General features: G+C 57.6%; 12 protein-coding genes. 2 read left to right on the top strand and 10 right to left on the bottom strand.

Annotated elements, in window-relative coordinates:
- Nucleotides 1-13 precede the first annotated feature (13 nt).
- From HX851_RS27115 to urtA, 7 genes are all read right to left on the bottom strand, one after another.
- Nucleotides 14-358 (bottom strand): FmdB family zinc ribbon protein, encoded by a 345-nt coding sequence (locus HX851_RS27115; RefSeq protein WP_177062191.1) that lies wholly within the window; start codon nt 356-358, stop codon nt 14-16.
- A gap of 30 nt (nt 359-388) precedes the next feature.
- Nucleotides 389-1,618 (bottom strand): formamidase, encoded by a 1,230-nt coding sequence (gene fmdA, locus HX851_RS27110; protein WP_177062192.1) that lies wholly within the window; start codon nt 1,616-1,618, stop codon nt 389-391.
- Nucleotides 1,619-1,905: 287 nt separating this feature from the next.
- Nucleotides 1,906-2,595 carry an urea ABC transporter ATP-binding subunit UrtE gene (gene urtE / locus HX851_RS27105; protein WP_177062195.1) on the bottom strand — a complete coding sequence of 230 codons (690 nt, stop codon included), beginning with the start codon at nt 2,593-2,595 and terminating at the stop codon, nt 1,906-1,908.
- Between the two features lie 10 nt (nt 2,596-2,605).
- The gene (urtD, locus tag HX851_RS27100; protein WP_177062197.1) at nt 2,606-3,364 is read right to left on the bottom strand and encodes an urea ABC transporter ATP-binding protein UrtD; all 759 of its coding nucleotides are present in this window, start codon (nt 3,362-3,364) and stop codon (nt 2,606-2,608) included.
- The gene (urtC, locus tag HX851_RS27095) at nt 3,361-4,542 is read right to left on the bottom strand and encodes an urea ABC transporter permease subunit UrtC (protein WP_177066111.1); all 1,182 of its coding nucleotides are present in this window, start codon (nt 4,540-4,542) and stop codon (nt 3,361-3,363) included. Before urtC ends, urtD begins: the two co-directional genes overlap by 4 nt.
- A 10-nt stretch (nt 4,543-4,552) precedes the next feature.
- Nucleotides 4,553-5,470, bottom strand: coding sequence for an urea ABC transporter permease subunit UrtB (gene urtB, locus HX851_RS27090; RefSeq protein WP_017123309.1), 918 nt, complete (start codon nt 5,468-5,470; stop codon nt 4,553-4,555).
- Between the two features lie 397 nt (nt 5,471-5,867).
- Nucleotides 5,868-7,112 (bottom strand): urea ABC transporter substrate-binding protein, encoded by a 1,245-nt coding sequence (gene urtA / locus HX851_RS27085; RefSeq protein WP_177058220.1) that lies wholly within the window; start codon nt 7,110-7,112, stop codon nt 5,868-5,870.
- 324 nt (nt 7,113-7,436) lie between these two features.
- Between urtA and HX851_RS27080 the strand changes: the two genes are divergently transcribed.
- A complete protein-coding gene (locus HX851_RS27080) occupies nt 7,437-10,814 on the top strand; it encodes an ATP-binding protein (RefSeq protein ID WP_177066112.1) in 3,378 nt (1,125 codons plus the stop codon).
- Nucleotides 10,789-11,475 (top strand): response regulator transcription factor, encoded by a 687-nt coding sequence (locus HX851_RS27075; RefSeq protein ID WP_017123306.1) that lies wholly within the window; start codon nt 10,789-10,791, stop codon nt 11,473-11,475. Before HX851_RS27080 ends, HX851_RS27075 begins: the two co-directional genes overlap by 26 nt.
- Nucleotides 11,476-11,657: 182 nt before the next feature.
- Here the strand turns inward: HX851_RS27075 and HX851_RS27070 are convergent, their stop codons facing one another.
- The 3 genes from HX851_RS27070 to HX851_RS27060 all read right to left on the bottom strand — a co-directional run bounded on the left by HX851_RS27070 (nt 11,658) and on the right by HX851_RS27060 (nt 17,272).
- The gene (locus HX851_RS27070; RefSeq protein ID WP_177066113.1) at nt 11,658-11,924 is read right to left on the bottom strand and encodes a helix-turn-helix domain-containing protein; all 267 of its coding nucleotides are present in this window, start codon (nt 11,922-11,924) and stop codon (nt 11,658-11,660) included.
- A gap of 643 nt (nt 11,925-12,567) precedes the next feature.
- Nucleotides 12,568-14,295 (bottom strand): response regulator receiver domain, encoded by a 1,728-nt coding sequence (locus HX851_RS27065; RefSeq protein ID WP_218173532.1) that lies wholly within the window; start codon nt 14,293-14,295, stop codon nt 12,568-12,570.
- A 1-nt stretch (nt 14,296) separates the two neighbouring features.
- Nucleotides 14,297-17,272, bottom strand: a complete 2,976-nt coding sequence (locus tag HX851_RS27060; protein ID WP_177066114.1) for an ATP-binding protein — start codon at nt 17,270-17,272, stop codon at nt 14,297-14,299.
- Between the last annotated feature and the right edge of the window lie 11 nt (nt 17,273-17,283).

The raw sequence follows: 17,283 nt of genomic DNA, 5'->3' as shown, positions 1-17,283 counted from the left end.
AGAAAAACCTCTGTCAGTGACTGATCATCCAGGGCCGTGGCCCGGTCTTGCTCTTGAGTCCCAGGGGATTGGCCCTGGTCGGCACCACCGGTTTGCTTGGTGAGCAACAACTGCAACCTGCGGGATGGCGCCGCTGCTGGTACTCGGCGACGGTCTGCGGCGCATGGGCGCTGCGCTCGTTGGTGGCGATGGCCTGGCGCTGGCTGCTCGACAGGCAGTTCAAGGCCGGCGCCGAGAGCTGCAAGCCACCGCCCGCGCCGCCGCAATAGGGGCATTGGCAGGGCTCGTGGCGCTGGTCCATCGGGCGCAGCATGGTGAAGGTGCCGCAAGCCTGGCACTGGTATTCGTAGGTCGGCATGGTCCGTTCTCCCGGCGTGTGGAGGGCGCCTTACAGATCGTGGGCGATAGGCAGGTCGATGCTGCCATCCAGGTGCTTGATCGGGCCGTTGGCGTTGGGGTTGATATCGAAATCGAAGATCTCGGTCGGCAGCCACAAGGTCGCGCAGGCGTTGGGAATGTCCACCACGCCGCTGATATGGCCCTGCACCGGCGCCGAACCGAGCAAGGCGTAACCCTGGGCAGGTGAGTAGCCGAACTTGGTCAGGTAGTTGATCGCATTGAGGCAGGCCTGGCGGTAGGCGACGTTGACGTCGAGGTAGTGCTGCTGGCCGCTCTCGTCCACCGAGATGCCCTCGAAGATCAGGTAGTTCTTGTAGTTCGGGGTGATCGGACTCGGCTTGAACACCGGGTTCTTGATCCCGTACTTGGCCATGCCGCCCTTGATCAGCTCGACCTTCATATGCACCCAGCCGGCCATCTCGATGGCGCCGCAAAAGGTGATCTCGCCGTCGCCCTGGCTGAAGTGCAGATCGCCCACCGACAGGCCGGCGCCCTTGACGTAGACCGGGAAAAAAATCTTCGAGCCGCGGGACAGGTCCTTGATATCGCAGTTGCCGCCATGCTCGCGCGGCGGCACGGTACGCGCGCCGGTGGCCGCGGCGTCATCGCGGGCCTGGCCCTTGAGTTTGCCCATGTGTGCGGTGGCGGCCAGTGGCGCGTTGGCCAGGGGTGGTACGCGGGTCGGGTTGGTGTCGATCAGTTCCTGCTCGCGGCGGTTCCAGTCGGCGAGCATCACCGGGTCAGGTAGGCAACCGATCAGGCCGGGGTGGATCAGGCCGGCGAAGTTGACGCCGGGGATGTGCCGCGAACTGGTGAACATGCCCTTGAAATCCCAGATGGCTTTCTGCGCGCTGGGGAAGTGGTCGGTGAGAAAGCCGCCGCCGTTCTGCCGCGAGAAGAAGCCGTTGAAGCCCCACTGCGAGTCGGCCTTGGCACCGATGTCCAACAGGTCGACCACCAGCAGGTCGCCGGGCTCGGCACCGTGCACGCCGACCGGGCCGGACAGGTAGTGCACGGTGGACAGGTCGACATCACGCACATCCGAAGCGTCGTCGTTGTTCTTGATCGCCCCGGCGGTCCAGTCGTAGGTTTCGAGAATGAAGTCATCCCCCGGTTTGACCCAGCAGGCCATCGGAATGTCCGGATGCCAGCGATTGTGGATCTGCTCGTTCTCGGTGACGGGCTGGTTGAGGTCGACTTTGATCAAGGTATCGGTCATGGCAAAGCTCCTGGACAGTAGGGGTTTACAGCGTTGCTGGCAGTCTCGAATGGCGGCGAGAATCGGCCAATACGTCGGATGACGTAGCTCCCTTTGTAGGAGCCCGGCTTGCCGGCGATGGCGATTTCAAGGCCGCTATCGCCGGCAAGCCGGGCTCCTACGGATCGGTGTTTCGCCACAAAATATCGCCGTGCCCAAAACCTGTAGGAGCTGGCTTGCCAGCGATGACGATGCAAGCCTCACCGCCGCTATCGCCGGCAAGCCGGGCTCCTACAGGACGGTGGTGTCTATACGGAGAGGTAACGGCTGATGGTGGCTTCGTCGACGTTGGCGCGGGTTTCCTCGATGACGAAGCGGCCCTTCTCGATCACCAGGAAGCGGTCGGCGATTTCCAGGGTGAAGGACAACACCTGCTCGGAAACCACGATGGTCAGATCGCGCAACGTGCGGATTTCCTTCAGGGTGCGGGCGATGTCCTTGATGATCGACGGCTGGATGCCCTCGGTCGGCTCATCCAGCAACAGCACCTTGGGATTGGTCGCCAGTGCCCGGGCAATCGCCAGTTGCTGCTGTTGCCCGCCCGAGAGGTTGCCGCCCTTGCGCGAGCGCATGTCGTGCAACACCGGGAACAACGCATAAAGGTCTTCCGGCACCTGCCCGCGAGCCGAGGCCGGCAAGCCGGTCTGGATATTTTCCAGCACCGTCATGCTCGGGAAGATCATCCGCCCCTGGGGCACATAGGCGATGCCATGCTCCACCCGCTCATGGGTCTCCAGGCTCGACACCTCGCGCCCATCGACACTGACCTGGCCGCCCCATTGCGGCAGGATGCCCATCAGGCTCTTGAACAGCGTGGTCTTGCCCATGCCGTTACGGCCCATCACGGCGACGATTTCCTGCCTGGCCACGGCCAGGTCGAGGTCGTGGAGAATCTGGCTCTGGCCGTAGCCACAGGACAACTTGTTGACGTTGAACATGCCTGCTTCCTCAATGGCCCAGATAGACTTCGACGACTTTCGGATTGTTCTGCACCGACTCCATGCTGCCCTCGGCCAGGACCTTGCCCTGATGCAGCACGGTGACCTTGTGGGCGATGCTCTTGACGAACTCCATGTCGTGCTCGATCACCAGCACCGAACGACCCTGGCTGATGCGCTTGAGCAGCTCGGCGGTCTGCACCCGCTCGTTGACGCTCATCCCGGCGACGGGCTCGTCGAGCATCAGCAGGTCGGGGTTCTGCATCAGCAGCATGCCGATCTCCAGCCACTGCTTCTGGCCGTGGGACAGCAGGTCGGCCTGTTGCTGCAGAAGGTCGCCGAGAAAGATCTCCCGGGCCACTTCTTCCACCCTGGCGATCACCGCCGCGCTGCGTTTGAAGAACAACGCGCTGAACACCTTGCGCCCGGCCGGATAGGACATCTCCAGGTTCTCGAACACCGTGAGGTTTTCGTAGATCGACGGGTTCTGGAACTTGCGCCCGACACCGGCGCGGACGATGTTGTACTCGTGCATCTTCGTCAGCTCCTTGCCGTCGAACTGGATGCTGCCGCTGGTGGCGCGGGTCTTGCCGCAGATCAGGTCGAGCACTGTGGTCTTGCCGGCGCCGTTGGGCCCGATCACCACCCGCACTTCATTGCGGTCGATATACAAGTTGAGGTTGTCCACGGCCTTGAAACCGTCGAAGGACACCGTCAGCCCCTCGATAGCCAGCACCGGCTTGTTCATCTGAAAACCGATGGCGCTCATGGCTGTGTCTCCAGGGAAGGACGCTCAGGCGTCGCCGGCTCGATCCGCGTTGCCTGCGGCAAGGGCGCGACCACCGGTCGTGAGCGCGGCGCACGCCGCAGCAAACGGGCCAGCGCCTGGCGGCCATGGCTGTCCCAGAGCCCGGCCAGGCCATTGGGAAAGTACATGACCACGGCAATGAACAGCCCGCCCATCAGGTACAGCCACAGCTCGGGCAAGGACTCGGAGAAATAGGTCTTGCCGTAGTTCACCAGCAAGGCGCCATACACCGCGCCGAGCAGCGACATGCGCCCGCCCACCGCGGTGAAGATCACCATCTCGATGGACGGCACGATGCCGACGAACGACGGCGACATGAAGCCCACCTGCAGGGCGAACATGGCGCCACCAATCGCCGAGAAAGCAGCGGCGATGCAGAACACGAAGATCTTGAAGGCGGCCACGTCATACCCGGAGAAACGCACCCGTTCTTCCTTGTCACGCATTGCCATCAACAAGCGTCCCAGCTTGGAAGCGAGGACAAACCGGCCGATGAAAATACAGCCGAACAGCAGCGCAGCATTGACGAAATACAGCAGCAGCTTGGCGCTGTCGGTGCGCAGGTCCCAGCCGAGCACGGTCTTCAGGTCGGTGATGCCGTTGACCCCGCCCGTCAAGCCCTGCTGGCCGACGATCAGCACCGTGAGAATCAGCGCGATGGCCTGGGTGACGATGGAGAAATACACATCGCCGACCCGCCGCTTGAACAGCGCCATGCCGATGACAAAGGCCAGCAGCACCGGCACGAGGATCACCGCCAGCAGGGTGAAGCTGAAGCTGTGGAGCGGCACCCAGAGCCACGGCAGTTCGGTGATCTGGTTCCAGTCCATGAAGTCCGGGATGCCCGGCGTGGTCTGGATCTTGGTACTCACCGGGTCGGAGGCCTCGAGCTTGAGAAACATCGCCATGCAGTAGCCGCCGACACCGAAAAACACCCCCTGGCCGAGGCTGAGAATGCCGCCATAACCCCAGCACAACACCAGGCCGACGGCGACAAAGGCGTAGGTCAGGTATTTGCCGACCATGTTCAGGCGGAAGGCATCCAGGGTCAGCGGGAACACCACGAAAATCAGCAGCGCCAGCAGCGCCACGCCAAGCAGGTTCGGCTTGCCCGCCAGCATCTTGTCTAGAACGTTCATCGGCTCGCCTCTACTTGCGCACTTTGATGGAGAACAGCCCCTGGGGGCGCAACATCAGGATCAGGATGACCCCGGACAGGGTCAGCACCTTGGCCATCGAACCACTGAGGAAAAACTCCGAGATCGATTGGGTCTGGGCAATCACGAACGCCGAGGCGATGGTCCCGAACAGGCTTTGCGCCCCGCCGAAGACCACCACCAGGAAGGTGTCGACGATGTACTGCGAACCGGCAGTGGGTCCGGTGGAGCCAATGGTGGTAAACGCCGCGCCGGCCACTCCGGCGACGCCGCAACCCAGGGCGAAGGTCATGCGGTCGACCTTGCGCGTGTTGATGCCCACGGCCCGACTCATCAAGCGGTTCTGCACCGTCGCCCGCACATGCAGGCCCCAGCGCGAACGGTAGAGCAGGACAAAAATGCCCGCCGTCAGCAGCACGGTCAGTGCGATCATGAACAGGCCATTGCGCGGGATCTCGATGGACTCAGTGGGGTTGAACGAGCCCATCAACCACTCCGGCGGCGTGGCACTGACTTCACGGGCGCCGAATACCGAACGGAAGGTCTGCTGCATGACCAGGGACAAACCCCAGGTCGCCAGCAGCGTGTCCAGCGGACGCTTGTACAGCCGGCTGATCATCGCCCACTCCACCAGCCAGCCGATGGCGCCGGCGATCAGGAACGAGAAGATGATGGCGAAGAAAAAATAGTAGGGCTGGAACCCCGGGGCGAAATGGCTGGTGAGGCTCGAACAGACATAGGTGGTGTAGGCACCGATGGTGAGGAACTCGCCGTGGGCCATGTTGATGACCCCCATTTGCCCGAAGATGATCGCCAGCCCCAGCGCCATCAACAGCAGCACGCAGAACACGGACAAGCCGTTGAACCCCTGCATTGCCGCGATGGCACCAAATTCCGATAGCCATTCCATGAAGATGGTCTCCTGTTGGGAGGTAGAAATAAAAAACCGCATCTGCGACAAGCCTGGTTCAGGCGCAGACCGTCTTGATCGTTAACCCACAATTACGGCCAACACGGTCCCTGTAGGAGCCGGCTTGCTGGCGATGAGGCCCGAAAGTCTTGCATCGCCTGATCGGCCTTCATCGCTGGCAAGCCAGCTCCCACAGATACGTGCTCCACCACAAAGGGATCGTCGTACCCAGCCTTTGTAGGCGCCGGCTTGCCGGCGATGAGGCCCGAAAGTCTTGCATCGCCTGATCGGCCTTCATCGCTGGCAAGCCAGCTCCCACAGATAGGTGCTCCACCACAAAGGGATCGTCGTACCCAGCCTTTGTAGGAGCCGGCTTGCCGGCGATAGCGGTCGAGCGTTATTGGTAACCTTTAGGGAACGGATTCGGCTCGATCAGATCGGACTCGTAGACCACCTTGAACTGGCCGTTGGGCTGCACTTCACCGATGCGGGTCTTGCTCCACAGGTGATGGTTTTCGTGCACTTTCACGTAGCCTTCAGGCGCGGTTTTCAATTCGATGCCCGGCGAGGCGGCGACCACTTTGTCGACGTCGAAGCTGCCGGCCTTCTCCACCGCCGCCTTCCACAACCATGGGCCGAGGTAGGCCGCCTGGGTCACGTCGCCGATCACCGCGTCCTTGCCGTACTTGGCCTTGAAGGCTTCGACGAAGGCCTTGTTGTTGGGGTTGTCCAGGCTCTGGAAGTACTTCATCGAGGCATAGAAACCGGCCATGTTCTCGCCGCCGATCCCCAGCAGTTCGTCTTCGGTCACCGACAGGGTCAGCAGGGTCTGCTTGGCCGCGTTGACGCCCGCCGCGTTGAGCTGCTTATAGAAAGCCACGTTGGAACCACCGACCACGGCGGCGAACACCACGTCGGGTTTCTTCAGCTTGACCTTGTTGATCAGCGAACCGAACTGGGTGTTGCCCAGCGGGTAGTAGTCTTCGCCGACCACGGTGCCGTGCAGCACGTTTTCAATATGCTTGCGGGCGATCTTCATCGAGGTGCGCGGCCAGATGTAGTCCGACCCCACCAGGTAGAACGTCTTGGCGCCCTTGGTCTTGGCGATCCAGTCGAGACTGGCGAGGATCTGCTGGGTGGCTTCCTGGCCGGTGTAGATCACGTTCTTCGACTGCTCCAGCCCTTCGTAGAACGTCGGGTAGTAGAGCAGGCCGTTTTCCTTCTCGAAGATCGGCAGCACGGCCTTGCGCGAGGCCGAGGTCCAGCAGCCGAACACCGTCGCCACCTTGTCGTTGACCAGCAGCTTCTTGGCCTTCTCGGCGAAGGTCGGCCAGTCGGAGGCGCCGTCTTCCTGGATCACCTTGATCTGCCGGCCGAGGATACCGCCCGAGGCGTTGATCTGCTCGATGGCCAGGCGTTCGGCCTGGATCGAACCGGTTTCGGAAATCGCCATGGTGCCGGTGGCCGAGTGCAACTGGCCGACGGTGACTTCGGTCGGGGTCACGGCCAGGCCGGTGGTGTTGGCGTCGTCCGCCATGACGCCCTGGCTGAACACACTGGCGGCCAGTAACGACAGGGCCGCCGCTCCCAGCGCCAGGCGGCGCGGCAACAGACCTTGGGTGCGGATCAATCGTGGTTCCATGCTGCTACTCCTCTGCGGTGGCGCTGCGGGTTCGCCTCGGGGGCGGCCAGCAACGGTGATGGCATCAGCATGGCGGCGAGTAGCGGCGGCCGGTATACGCAGCCTGACGTAAGCGCATACGTCATTTGACGTAGGGAAAATCGCACCAAGGTGGCGCAGGCTAGCGCCCGAGCCCCGGCCCGCCTGGTGTTGCCCGAACGCCCACGGGCAACGCACGGGCGCAGCTGCCGGCAGGGTCTGGCAACACGGGGCACGGAAATTGCTCAATTTTTCACCACTTCACCCGCCAGGCACGGAGCGCCTTGATCGCAGGAGTCTTTCACCGTGCTACCACCGGGTACCCAGCGCATCGCCAAGATCCGTCGCGACTACAACAGCTGGGTCGCCGACGAAACCATGGAAGACTACGCTCTGCGCTACACGCCGAAGTCCTTTCGCAAGTGGTCGGAATTGCGCATCGCCAACACCGCCCTGGGCGCGGTGTCGTTCCTCGCCCTGGAGGCGATCGGCGGGGTGCTGGCCCTGAGTTATGGCTTCACCAACACCTTCTGGGCGATTCTCGCAGTCAGCCTGGTGATCTTCTTCACCGGCCTGCCCATCAGCTACTACGCCGCCCGCTACGGCGTCGACATGGACCTGCTGACCCGTGGCGCCGGCTTCGGCTACATCGGCTCGACCATCACCTCGCTGATCTACGCCAGCTTCACCTTCCTGTTCTTCGCCCTCGAAGCGGCGATCATGGCCCTGGCCCTGGAGTTGTATTTCCATATCCCGCTGGCCTTCGCCTATGTGATCTGCTCCGTACTGGTGATCCCGCTGGTGGCCTACGGCGTCACCCTGATCAGCCGCCTGCAACTCTGGACCCAGCCGCTGTGGCTGGTGCTACTGGTGCTGCCCTACCTGTTCGTCCTGCTGAAAAATCCCCAGGCCTTCAGCGACTGGACCAGCTTCCAGGGCCGCAGTGCCAGCGGTGGCGATTTCAATCTGCTGGCATTCTGCGCGGCCTGCACCGTGGCCCTGTCGCTGGTGACGCAGATCGGCGAACAGGTCGACTACCTGCGTTTCCTCCCGGAGAAGACCGCCGCCAACCGCAAACGCTGGTGGGCCGCCCTGCTCTGCGCCGGGCCCGGCTGGATCATCCCCGGTGCCCTGAAAATGGCCGCCGGCGCCTTCCTGGCCTTTCTTGCCCTGCAACACGAAATCCCCATGGAGCGCGCCGCCGAACCGACACAGATGTACCTGGTGGCCTTCAGTTACGTGTTCTCCTCACCGGAATGGGCCCTGGGCGCCATGGTGCTGTTCGTGTTCGTCTCGCAGATGAAGATCAACCTGACCAATGCCTACGCCGGCTCCCTGGCCTGGTCGAACTTCTTCGCCCGGGTCACCCACAGTCATCCCGGCCGCGTGGTGTGGCTGGTGTTCAATGTGGCGATTGCGCTGATGTTGATGGAGCTGGGGGTGTTCGACGTCATCGACCAGGTGCTCGGCCTCTACGCCAATATCGCCACCGCCTGGATCGGCTCGGTGGTCGCCGACCTGGTGATCAACAAACCCCTGGGCCTGTCGCCGAAACATATCGAGTTCAAGCGCGCCCACCTCTACGACATCAACCCGGTGGGCGTCGGCTCGATGCTGATTGCCTCGTTGCTGTCGATCCTCGCCCACTTCGGCCTGTTCGGCGCCCTGGCCCAGGCCGCGCCGCCCTTCGTCGCCCTCGGCACGGCACTGATCACCGCGCCCTTGCTGGCCTGGGCGACCCGCAGCCGCTACTACATCGCCCGCACCAGCGATCCGTTGCTGCTGCAGCCGGTGGCGCCGAGCCTGCAGGTCACCTGCGGTCTGTGCCGCAATGCCTTCGAGACCGCCGACATGGCCTTCTGTCCGGCCTACAGCACGCCCATCTGCTCGCTATGCTGTTCGCTGGACGCCCGTTGCGGCGACCGCTGCAAACCCCAGGGCCGCCTGTCCGCACAGTTCGAGTCACTGTTGCGCTGGCTACTACCGAACACCATGGTGCCGCGCCTGCACACCCGGCTGATGCACTACCTCGGCCTGTTGCTGGTACTGATCCTGATGCTCAGCGGCGCCCTGGCACTGATCTACGGCCAGGCCTCCCAGGGTCTGCCTCATTCGGCGACCCTGTACCAGGCGTTCTTCAAGGCCTTCCTGGTGCTCTCGATGCTGGCGGCGATCCTCGCCTGGTGGATCGTCCTGACCCGCGAAAGCCGCCACGTCGCCCAGGAGGAATCGAACCGCCAGACCCAGTTGCTGATGCAGGAAATCGCCGCCCACCGCGTCACCGACCAGGCCTTGCAGGATGCCAAGGAAGCCTCGGAGTCGGCCAACGCGGCCAAGAGCCGCTACATCACCGGGCTGTCCCATGAGTTGCGCACGCCGCTCAACAGCATCCTCGGTTTCACCCAAAACCTGCAGCGCGATGCGGCCATGCCCGAACAGCACCAGGACGCGCTGGCGACCATCCTGCGCAGCGGCTCGCACCTGCTGTCGCTGATCGACGGCCTGCTCGACGTGGCCAAGATCGAGGCCGGCAAGCTGCGCCTGGAACTGACGGAGATTCCCTTCCCGGAACTGATCCACGACCTGGAGCTGATGTTCACCCCGCAAGCCCGGGAGAAAGGCCTGCGCTTTCGCCTGGAACTGATCGGCAAGATGCCGGCGGTGGTCCGTGGCGACGAGAAACGCGTACGGCAGATCCTGATCAACCTGCTGGGCAATGCGGTCAACTTTACCGACAGCGGCGAAGTCTGCCTGCGGGTCAGCTATATGCGTGAAACCGCGACTTTCGAGATCATTGACACCGGTATCGGCATCGACCCCGAGCATATCGAGCGGATCTTCCAGCCGTTCGAACGTGGCGACCTGATGCGCCAGGACAAGGGCGTCGGCCTCGGCCTGACCATCACCCGCATGCTCACCTCGCTGATGGGCGGCGAGCTGCAGGTGCGCAGCCAACAGGACAAGGGCACCTGTTTCCAGGTGCGGCTGTTTCTCTCCCAGGTCCGCGCGCCCCAGGCGGTGGTCCATGTCGAACACGACATCATCGGCTACCAGGGTCCACGGCGGCGGGTGCTGGTGGTGGACGACCATGTCGACCATCGCAAGGTGCTCAACGGTATGCTCAGCCCGCTGGGCTTCGAAGTGGTGCAGGCCAGCAATGGCCAGGAAGCGATTCGTCAGGTGGCGCTGCTGGGGCCGGACCTGATCCTGATGGACCTGTCGATGCCGACCATGGACGGCTGGGAAACCAGCCGCCTGATCCGCCGCAACGCCCTGTCGACGGTGCCGATCATCGTCATCTCGGCCAACGCCTTCAACGACGAGCGCAGCCTGGCCAGCGCCTGCAACGACTACCTGGCCAAGCCGGTGCGCACGCCGGAGTTGCTGGAGCGCATCCAGAAGCAGCTCGACCTGCAATGGCTGCGTCGGGAAACGCCGGCCCCTGCCGCCCTGCCCGCCCCCTGGGTCCTGCCTGCGCACCCCGACCTTGTCGCCCTCGGCGAACTCAGCGCCATCGGCTACGTCCGTGGCCTGCAGGAAAAACTCGACAGCATCGAGGCCGAGGCGCCAGACACGGCGGCGTTTATCGGCTCGCTCCGCAAGCTGCTGAAAAACTTTCGCCTGGACGAAATCAACCGCGCCCTCAAGGAGGCAGAAGATGAATGCACTGACCACAGTCACTGAACCTGGCGTCGTGCTGATTGTGGACGACACCCCGGACAACCTCGCCCTGCTCTCCGACGCCCTCAACGATGCCGGCTATATGGTGCTGGTGGCCCTCGACGGGCTGAGTGCGCTGAACCGCATCGAGCGCCGACGCCCGGACCTGATCCTGCTGGACGCGATGATGCCGGGCCTCGACGGTTTCGAGACCTGCCGACGGATCAAGGCGCAGCCGGAGAGCGCCGATATCCCGGTGCTGTTCATGACCGCGCTGACAGAGAGCCGGCACGTGGTCCAGGGTTTTGAAGTGGGCGGCAGCGATTACGTGACCAAGCCGATCCAGATCGACGAAGTGCTGGCGCGGGTCGCGGCGCATCTGCGCACCTCGCGTACGCTGTTATCGGCGCGGGCGGCGTCGCAGCCGGTGGCGGCGTTGAGCCTGAACGATGAACCGGCGAGCAAGGTCCTGTCGGCGCGTTTCCAACTGACCGGGCGCGAGGTGGAAGTGCTGCGTTGGGTGGCCTGTGGCAAGACCAACCGCGATATCGGCACCATCCTGGACCTCAGCCCACGCACGGTGAACAAGCATCTGGAGCATGTGTATATCAAGCTGGGAGTGGAGACCCGGACGGCGGCGACGTCGGTGGTGTTGTCGGCGATGACGGAGCATCGGCGGATGTAGCGATCTCGATCATTTTCGTGATGCCAGGAAAACAATCAGCGGCATCCAGCCCGGTGATTTCACATGTGGCTATAGCACGCTAAATGCCGACGAAACTGTACCGGGAAAATACTTCAACACGTATTCGCCCCACTTGCGGTACGACTTGACCACAACTTTCCCACTGACATGGACGTCCAGCATCATCTTTCAAAGACTCCCTGCCTCTGTTCAGCGAGAATATCCTCGACCGTGCGCTGATGACCGGCCTTCACCAGCTTCAAGTCATAACCTGCCGCCTCCAGCAATCGCACCAGAGCCGAGACACTCATATCGCCCTTGGCCAAGGTTTCCATGCGAGCGACAGTTGAACGCGCTACGCCTGCGCGGGCCGCGATCACCTCCTGACTGAGATGAGCCTCACGACGAGCCTCCCTCAGCATGTGCGCCACATCGAATAAAGTGCTCATTTGTAGCCCTCAGGCATCAAAAAACAAATAACACTCAATTACTGTAGCCCTGGAGGCACAACATCGTAATGCTGATTATGGCTCTGCCAGGTTTCATTGGGCTTCGAGGCCGAGCAATAAATGCAGCCCAAGGGCATCAAAAAAGCACAAAACCCTGAAAACTGTAGCCCATAAGCATCATGTCTTGAAGATCAGAGATGACTATCAATGGAATAAGGGGTGATTCGAGAGCCGGTTTCTCGGTGACCTTGCAAGGCCAGCAAGACAACTCGCTTTCCTTTGACTGAAGTTTCCTAGAAAATCCTGAGCGCTTGTACCTGCCAATTCGGGTGGCTAGTCTTCGAGTCGTCACTGCCAAATCAGTGACCGGGTTTAGTCGCCCAGGCAGTCGTTAGGCGCAATGCGCCACCTTCCCCAGGTGTTTTTTATGCCTGTGTTTTATGGTGGCTGTGCGCAGGGCACCCTCGGGGGCGCCGGGTTCCAACGCTCCGGTCGACTAACCTGCGTACAGCTGCCACCCCCTCGTTTAGTCCCATCGCGACCTAAGGTGATTGCACTCTGTATCGCAATAAATGTTCTATCTTTTTCACATCCATATTTTTGAAGGATGGCATAGATCCGCGCTCCAATTCCCTACGGACTGCTAATCCTCAAATGAGAAATGCTCTCTTCCGGCCAAACGCAAGTACTCCGAATCAATCACACCGATCCTCATCCAAACATTTGCTAGGGCAGCCATTTCACTTGAGGCTCGCCCATAACGAATTTCTCCAAGCCAAGTAAACTCACGTGCATCCTTTTCTAACGATGTGAAAGAAAAACAAGAAGGCTGCCCCGGAGTATCCTTCCTCTCCCCACGTACACGTTGAGTTTCTTTATCTGGAGAGAACAAAAATGTCCGTACGACCGGATATTTCTTATCAAAGTGAAGCCCAATTGAGCGATCTCCCTCCACTTTCATAACCATATTATATGGTTTCGAACGCTCTACACCCTCGAGAAAAACAAAAGGCCTCGGTGCATCCAACCTTAGAGCATCGCAGGCTGGTGTAAAACACATCAGATAACGGAACTCATCCCCATCTTGATACCTAAGGACAGTTCCTGTAGTAAGAGAAGGCTTCCAATGAGGGCTAATCAAAGAAGTTGACAATCCAAAAGCCTCTCTCCGAAAAGAAACCAATCGTGAAAACTCATTTTCAGCCCTACGAGCTTTAGTCTTATCGCCTGCAAGAACTTCAGAGATCTTACCCCGATGAAACTCAGGAAAGCCTATTCTTTTTTCGCCATCTAGAGTAATCCCACTATCAGAAAGCCCATAGCGCAGCAACCCATTTAGAGTATCACGCCCCATAGAAACATTTATTTTCGCCCCTCCGACTTTTGCTTCATAAGATTTACTATCAAACCCTCCCTCACTTTTATCCAACCACTTAGATATGGACTCATATTCGAGATAATCATCCGCAATACGATCGAGCCCAAGCGCATTATCACACTCTGCGACAAGTAGCTCTCGCATTAGCTCAGCAACGTCGCCTGGAGGGTTAGTAATGAGCCTATTTGCAACATATGCTGAATCTAGAGCTTTACCGAATCGGGTAAGCATATGGTGGGTATTTTTCCTGATGGCACCCACAGCAGCCAAAGCAAAAGCGGGGATCAATCCATCTGCAAGGCGAGAAAATAGACGTATTAACTCACCAGGTAGCTGCTCTGCAGGAACAGCCTCTTTATTCAGCAACACAACCAATGTGCCATCCTTGACGGCACAAAATTTCACGTCGTCGACATTTTGAAGATCTAGCCCACCTTGAGCGAGGTGTCCCTTAACGTCCTCAAATATATTATTATCAAGAGGCTCGCCTGTATAAACACAGATAAGGCGCATCCTTCCATTTTCTTGGCAGTCTGACTCTGCCACCTCTTTAAGAATCTGGAGTGTAAGTGATGCATCCTGCCTTTTCAGATACCAATCGATTACAACTATGTCAGATGCTCTAGCCGCACAAAGCGCCCTATTTTTTTTTGCATCATCATCATTAACGGCATCATCAGGCAAGACGAATGCGCATGCTACTCCTCGCTCGGCAAAAACATCAGATACCTTTCTCAAATCCAAATCATGTACCCCTGCCTGGGGGGCTTGCTCTGAAGGTTCAACTAGAGCGACTATATCTTCTCCTAAACCAGAATCACTTCTAATCTGCTCTCCATTGACGGCTGCACGGTAAGACTCTTTAATATATGGTTGATTATCAATCACCACCGCAGTTTTTAAAAATTTACCAACTGCCCGCTGAATATGGTCAGACCAAATAGCCGTGGGATCTTGAACTACAGCCAAAACTTCTGCTTCTTGAGTTCCCATCTTATTCTCCTTGCTCATCCATGGCCGAAATTCTGAACTGCGGATTCACATCTAAACCAGCTTTGACCAGCTCAATATTGAACCCCTCACGCTTTAAGGCGTCGCGGCTGATCGCCAGCCCCATACCACGACCACCGACCTTCTGAGTCTCACCAAAATCGAATATGCGCCCCATCATTCTTTCTTCAATCCCGGGGCCATTATTAGATATTAAAAAACCTTTATCATCAGCATCCAGTATTATTTTTTTATCGCCTTCAGCCCGGCTATTCAGCCAATAAATTGCGTTATCAATAACATTTATGAATGCGCCTAGAAGCGCAGAGGATTTACATTTAACCTTAAACCCTCGAAATGCATAAGTTGGCTCAAGACGGATAGAGGATGATTCAAGTGGCTCGACAAACACATTTCGGAGGACATTAAGTATCTCATTCCCAGATATCTCTACCACAGAGCGGTGCATTCTTCGCCCTAAGGGATCAAGTACTTTCAAATACCCATCTAGATGCTCAATATGATCGCGCAAACGCTGATAGATAGAGGCTAATGGGGCGTTTCGATCTGCCCAAGGTTTAAGCTCTGCCATTGCTCCCCGAATACCTCGCGCAGCGCCATGAAACTCGTGCTGCAACATGCCAACAGACATTCCCATCTGCGCGAACTCAGAATAAAATTCAATCTGCTCTTCCAGAGACTGATTGCGGGCTTCTAAAGCGGCAAACCTATCGTCTAGTGTCTCCCTACTTTTGACACCTTCAGCTAACTCAATCATCTGTCGCTTAAAAGATTCGAGTAACTCGCTCTCGTGATTACGTAGATCAGCAATACGCTGCTCCACCTCGTATCGAGCCTGATCAATTTCTTCAGGATTTTCAGCAGAACGCTTAGTAAACCCATCAACTAACCGCTCAATATTTGCCCGAAGTGTAGAAAACTCTTCTTGAAGAACACTTTTCACCGCCAACTGCATGAAATCTGCAGCCTCAACAGTTTCACGACGCAACCCTACCAACTCACGAACAGTGTTGTCACGTTCCCGCTCGACATCCTGGAGGGCAACACTTCGTCGTTCCGAGGCTTCGATCTTCCCCTCCATTGTCTCCCGTAAAATTTCATCTATTTTGTTACGCAATGGATCGAGTATTTTCTCGCAAACCTGCGCAGATATGGATTCATAAGCAGACCAGTCTTTCTGAAGCTTTTGCGGTAATGCCAATCCTCTAGGCAACGAAACTACTGCTTTCTCGGAAAGAACTCTAGCTCTTCGCTTAACCTCTAATTCAAGCAGTCTCACTCTCGATGCAAAATCGCCTAGATCAAGCTCATGTTTGAAAAAATTTAAGCGCTCCTCCAAAAACTCTAAAAGCTCTTTTGACTCAGACTCAAACACCCCAGAATTGTAATCATCAAAAAACTGTTCTAGCTCATTACGAAAAACGCCTCTCCGACCATCAGCCTTTTCTTGTTGCTTTTTTAACAGCACCGCCTGAGCAGCATATGTATTTTTTCCCGCCCAAAAATCATCGCCCTGAGGAGAACTTTTTCTAAAAAACTCATACGCTAACTGCCTGAAAAAATTAATTAAAATCGCGCGAAAATCTCGATAAGCCTGATTCTCTCTAAACCCCTCACGACCAGCCTTTTCAGTCAGTGCGCCATTTTCAGAATGAGAGATAGAAACATACCCAAATCCCCTCCGATAAGAGAAAAACCAATCCTTTGCCGCCAAATTACGCCTTTTTTCAATATCTAACCAATCATAATCAGAGTTACCGTATGGCAGTATTCTTATACCATCCCTATATATATAAAGCCCACCCAACCTATTTGTCTTCTCATCCATTTCGGCCCAATCTTGAGGAGTAAGACTGGTTTCGTCAGCTTTACCTTGAACATAACCATATCGAAAAGAAAAGCTTCCGCATTTAGGCTGCCTTCCCTTACCATCTGTCCAGTTACATACAAAATCTCTTCGCTTACCATAAACAGAAACAAAACCTACAAACTGACCATATTCATCAAATTTCCCCTCGAAATACTGATCAGTCTTCAGAAAATCATCATCAACAAAAAAATTCTTAGACCCTATAAGATCCAAAACATCAGACTGAAAATGATCCCTAAACTCCGTCCGTATAACAGGCTCATCAAACGCCATCGTATTAGAGAAACCGAGCAAATTTCGTTCAAGCTTCGAAGACTCTTTGTCCGCGCCTCCGTCGATATCATCATCTAGCTCTGGAGCAACAGGCAACATAATGAAATGTGTTCCGTAGCCTTCTCCAGAAAGACTCAGCCCATTACCTGCATCCCCACTTAACATATTACTTAAATTATCCGGACCAATACCTCTTGCAAGTTCAAGATCATCAACGAGCTGTTTAAAAGAGGCCGAGGCGATGTCTGACTTAAGATTTTGTAAATTTGCCGATACCCGATCTACCAGCCGGCCAATGTCTTCTCTTGTTGGTAGTGTACCGCCAGCAAACTCTTCAATGGGAATATCGATAGCGCTAATGTCTAATCCAGGTTGCTCAAACAATCCCCAATGCACAAGTGCAACGACAAGACTTTGTAAGCCATCGGGACGACTAGCCCGCGTCATGAGAATTGTAATCGGTGCGATTACTGCAATGGCTAAGCGGCCGATCCCCTTTTCTCCCATGATGACCCGCTTGGGTAGCATCAACGGACCACGCCACTCATCTTTGCTTTCAATTTTTTCGCGGTTAGCGTTTACCCGGGACTCAGTACCAAGTGTGAGCCAGCGATTCTCGACGTCCTCCCGGGTCATCCCATACCCGTCATCCCGCAGGACGAGAACACGATTGCGCCTGAAAAAGTCAACTTCAGCCCGTGTTGCATAGGCGTCATGTGCGTTTTTGAAGAGTTCGTGGATTGCGGTAGGGATACCCGCAATTTGTTGCCGGCCGAGCATGTCGACGGCTCTAGCTCTTACCCTGAGCTGTGTCATAAAGACTCCTA

The sequence above is a fragment of the Pseudomonas gingeri genome, assembly GCF_013385635.1.
Taxonomy (GTDB): Bacteria; Pseudomonadota; Gammaproteobacteria; order Pseudomonadales; family Pseudomonadaceae; genus Aquipseudomonas; species Aquipseudomonas gingeri_A.
The sequence above is the reverse complement of the archived record's forward strand: the minus strand, read 5'-3'. Positions and strand labels throughout refer to the sequence as shown.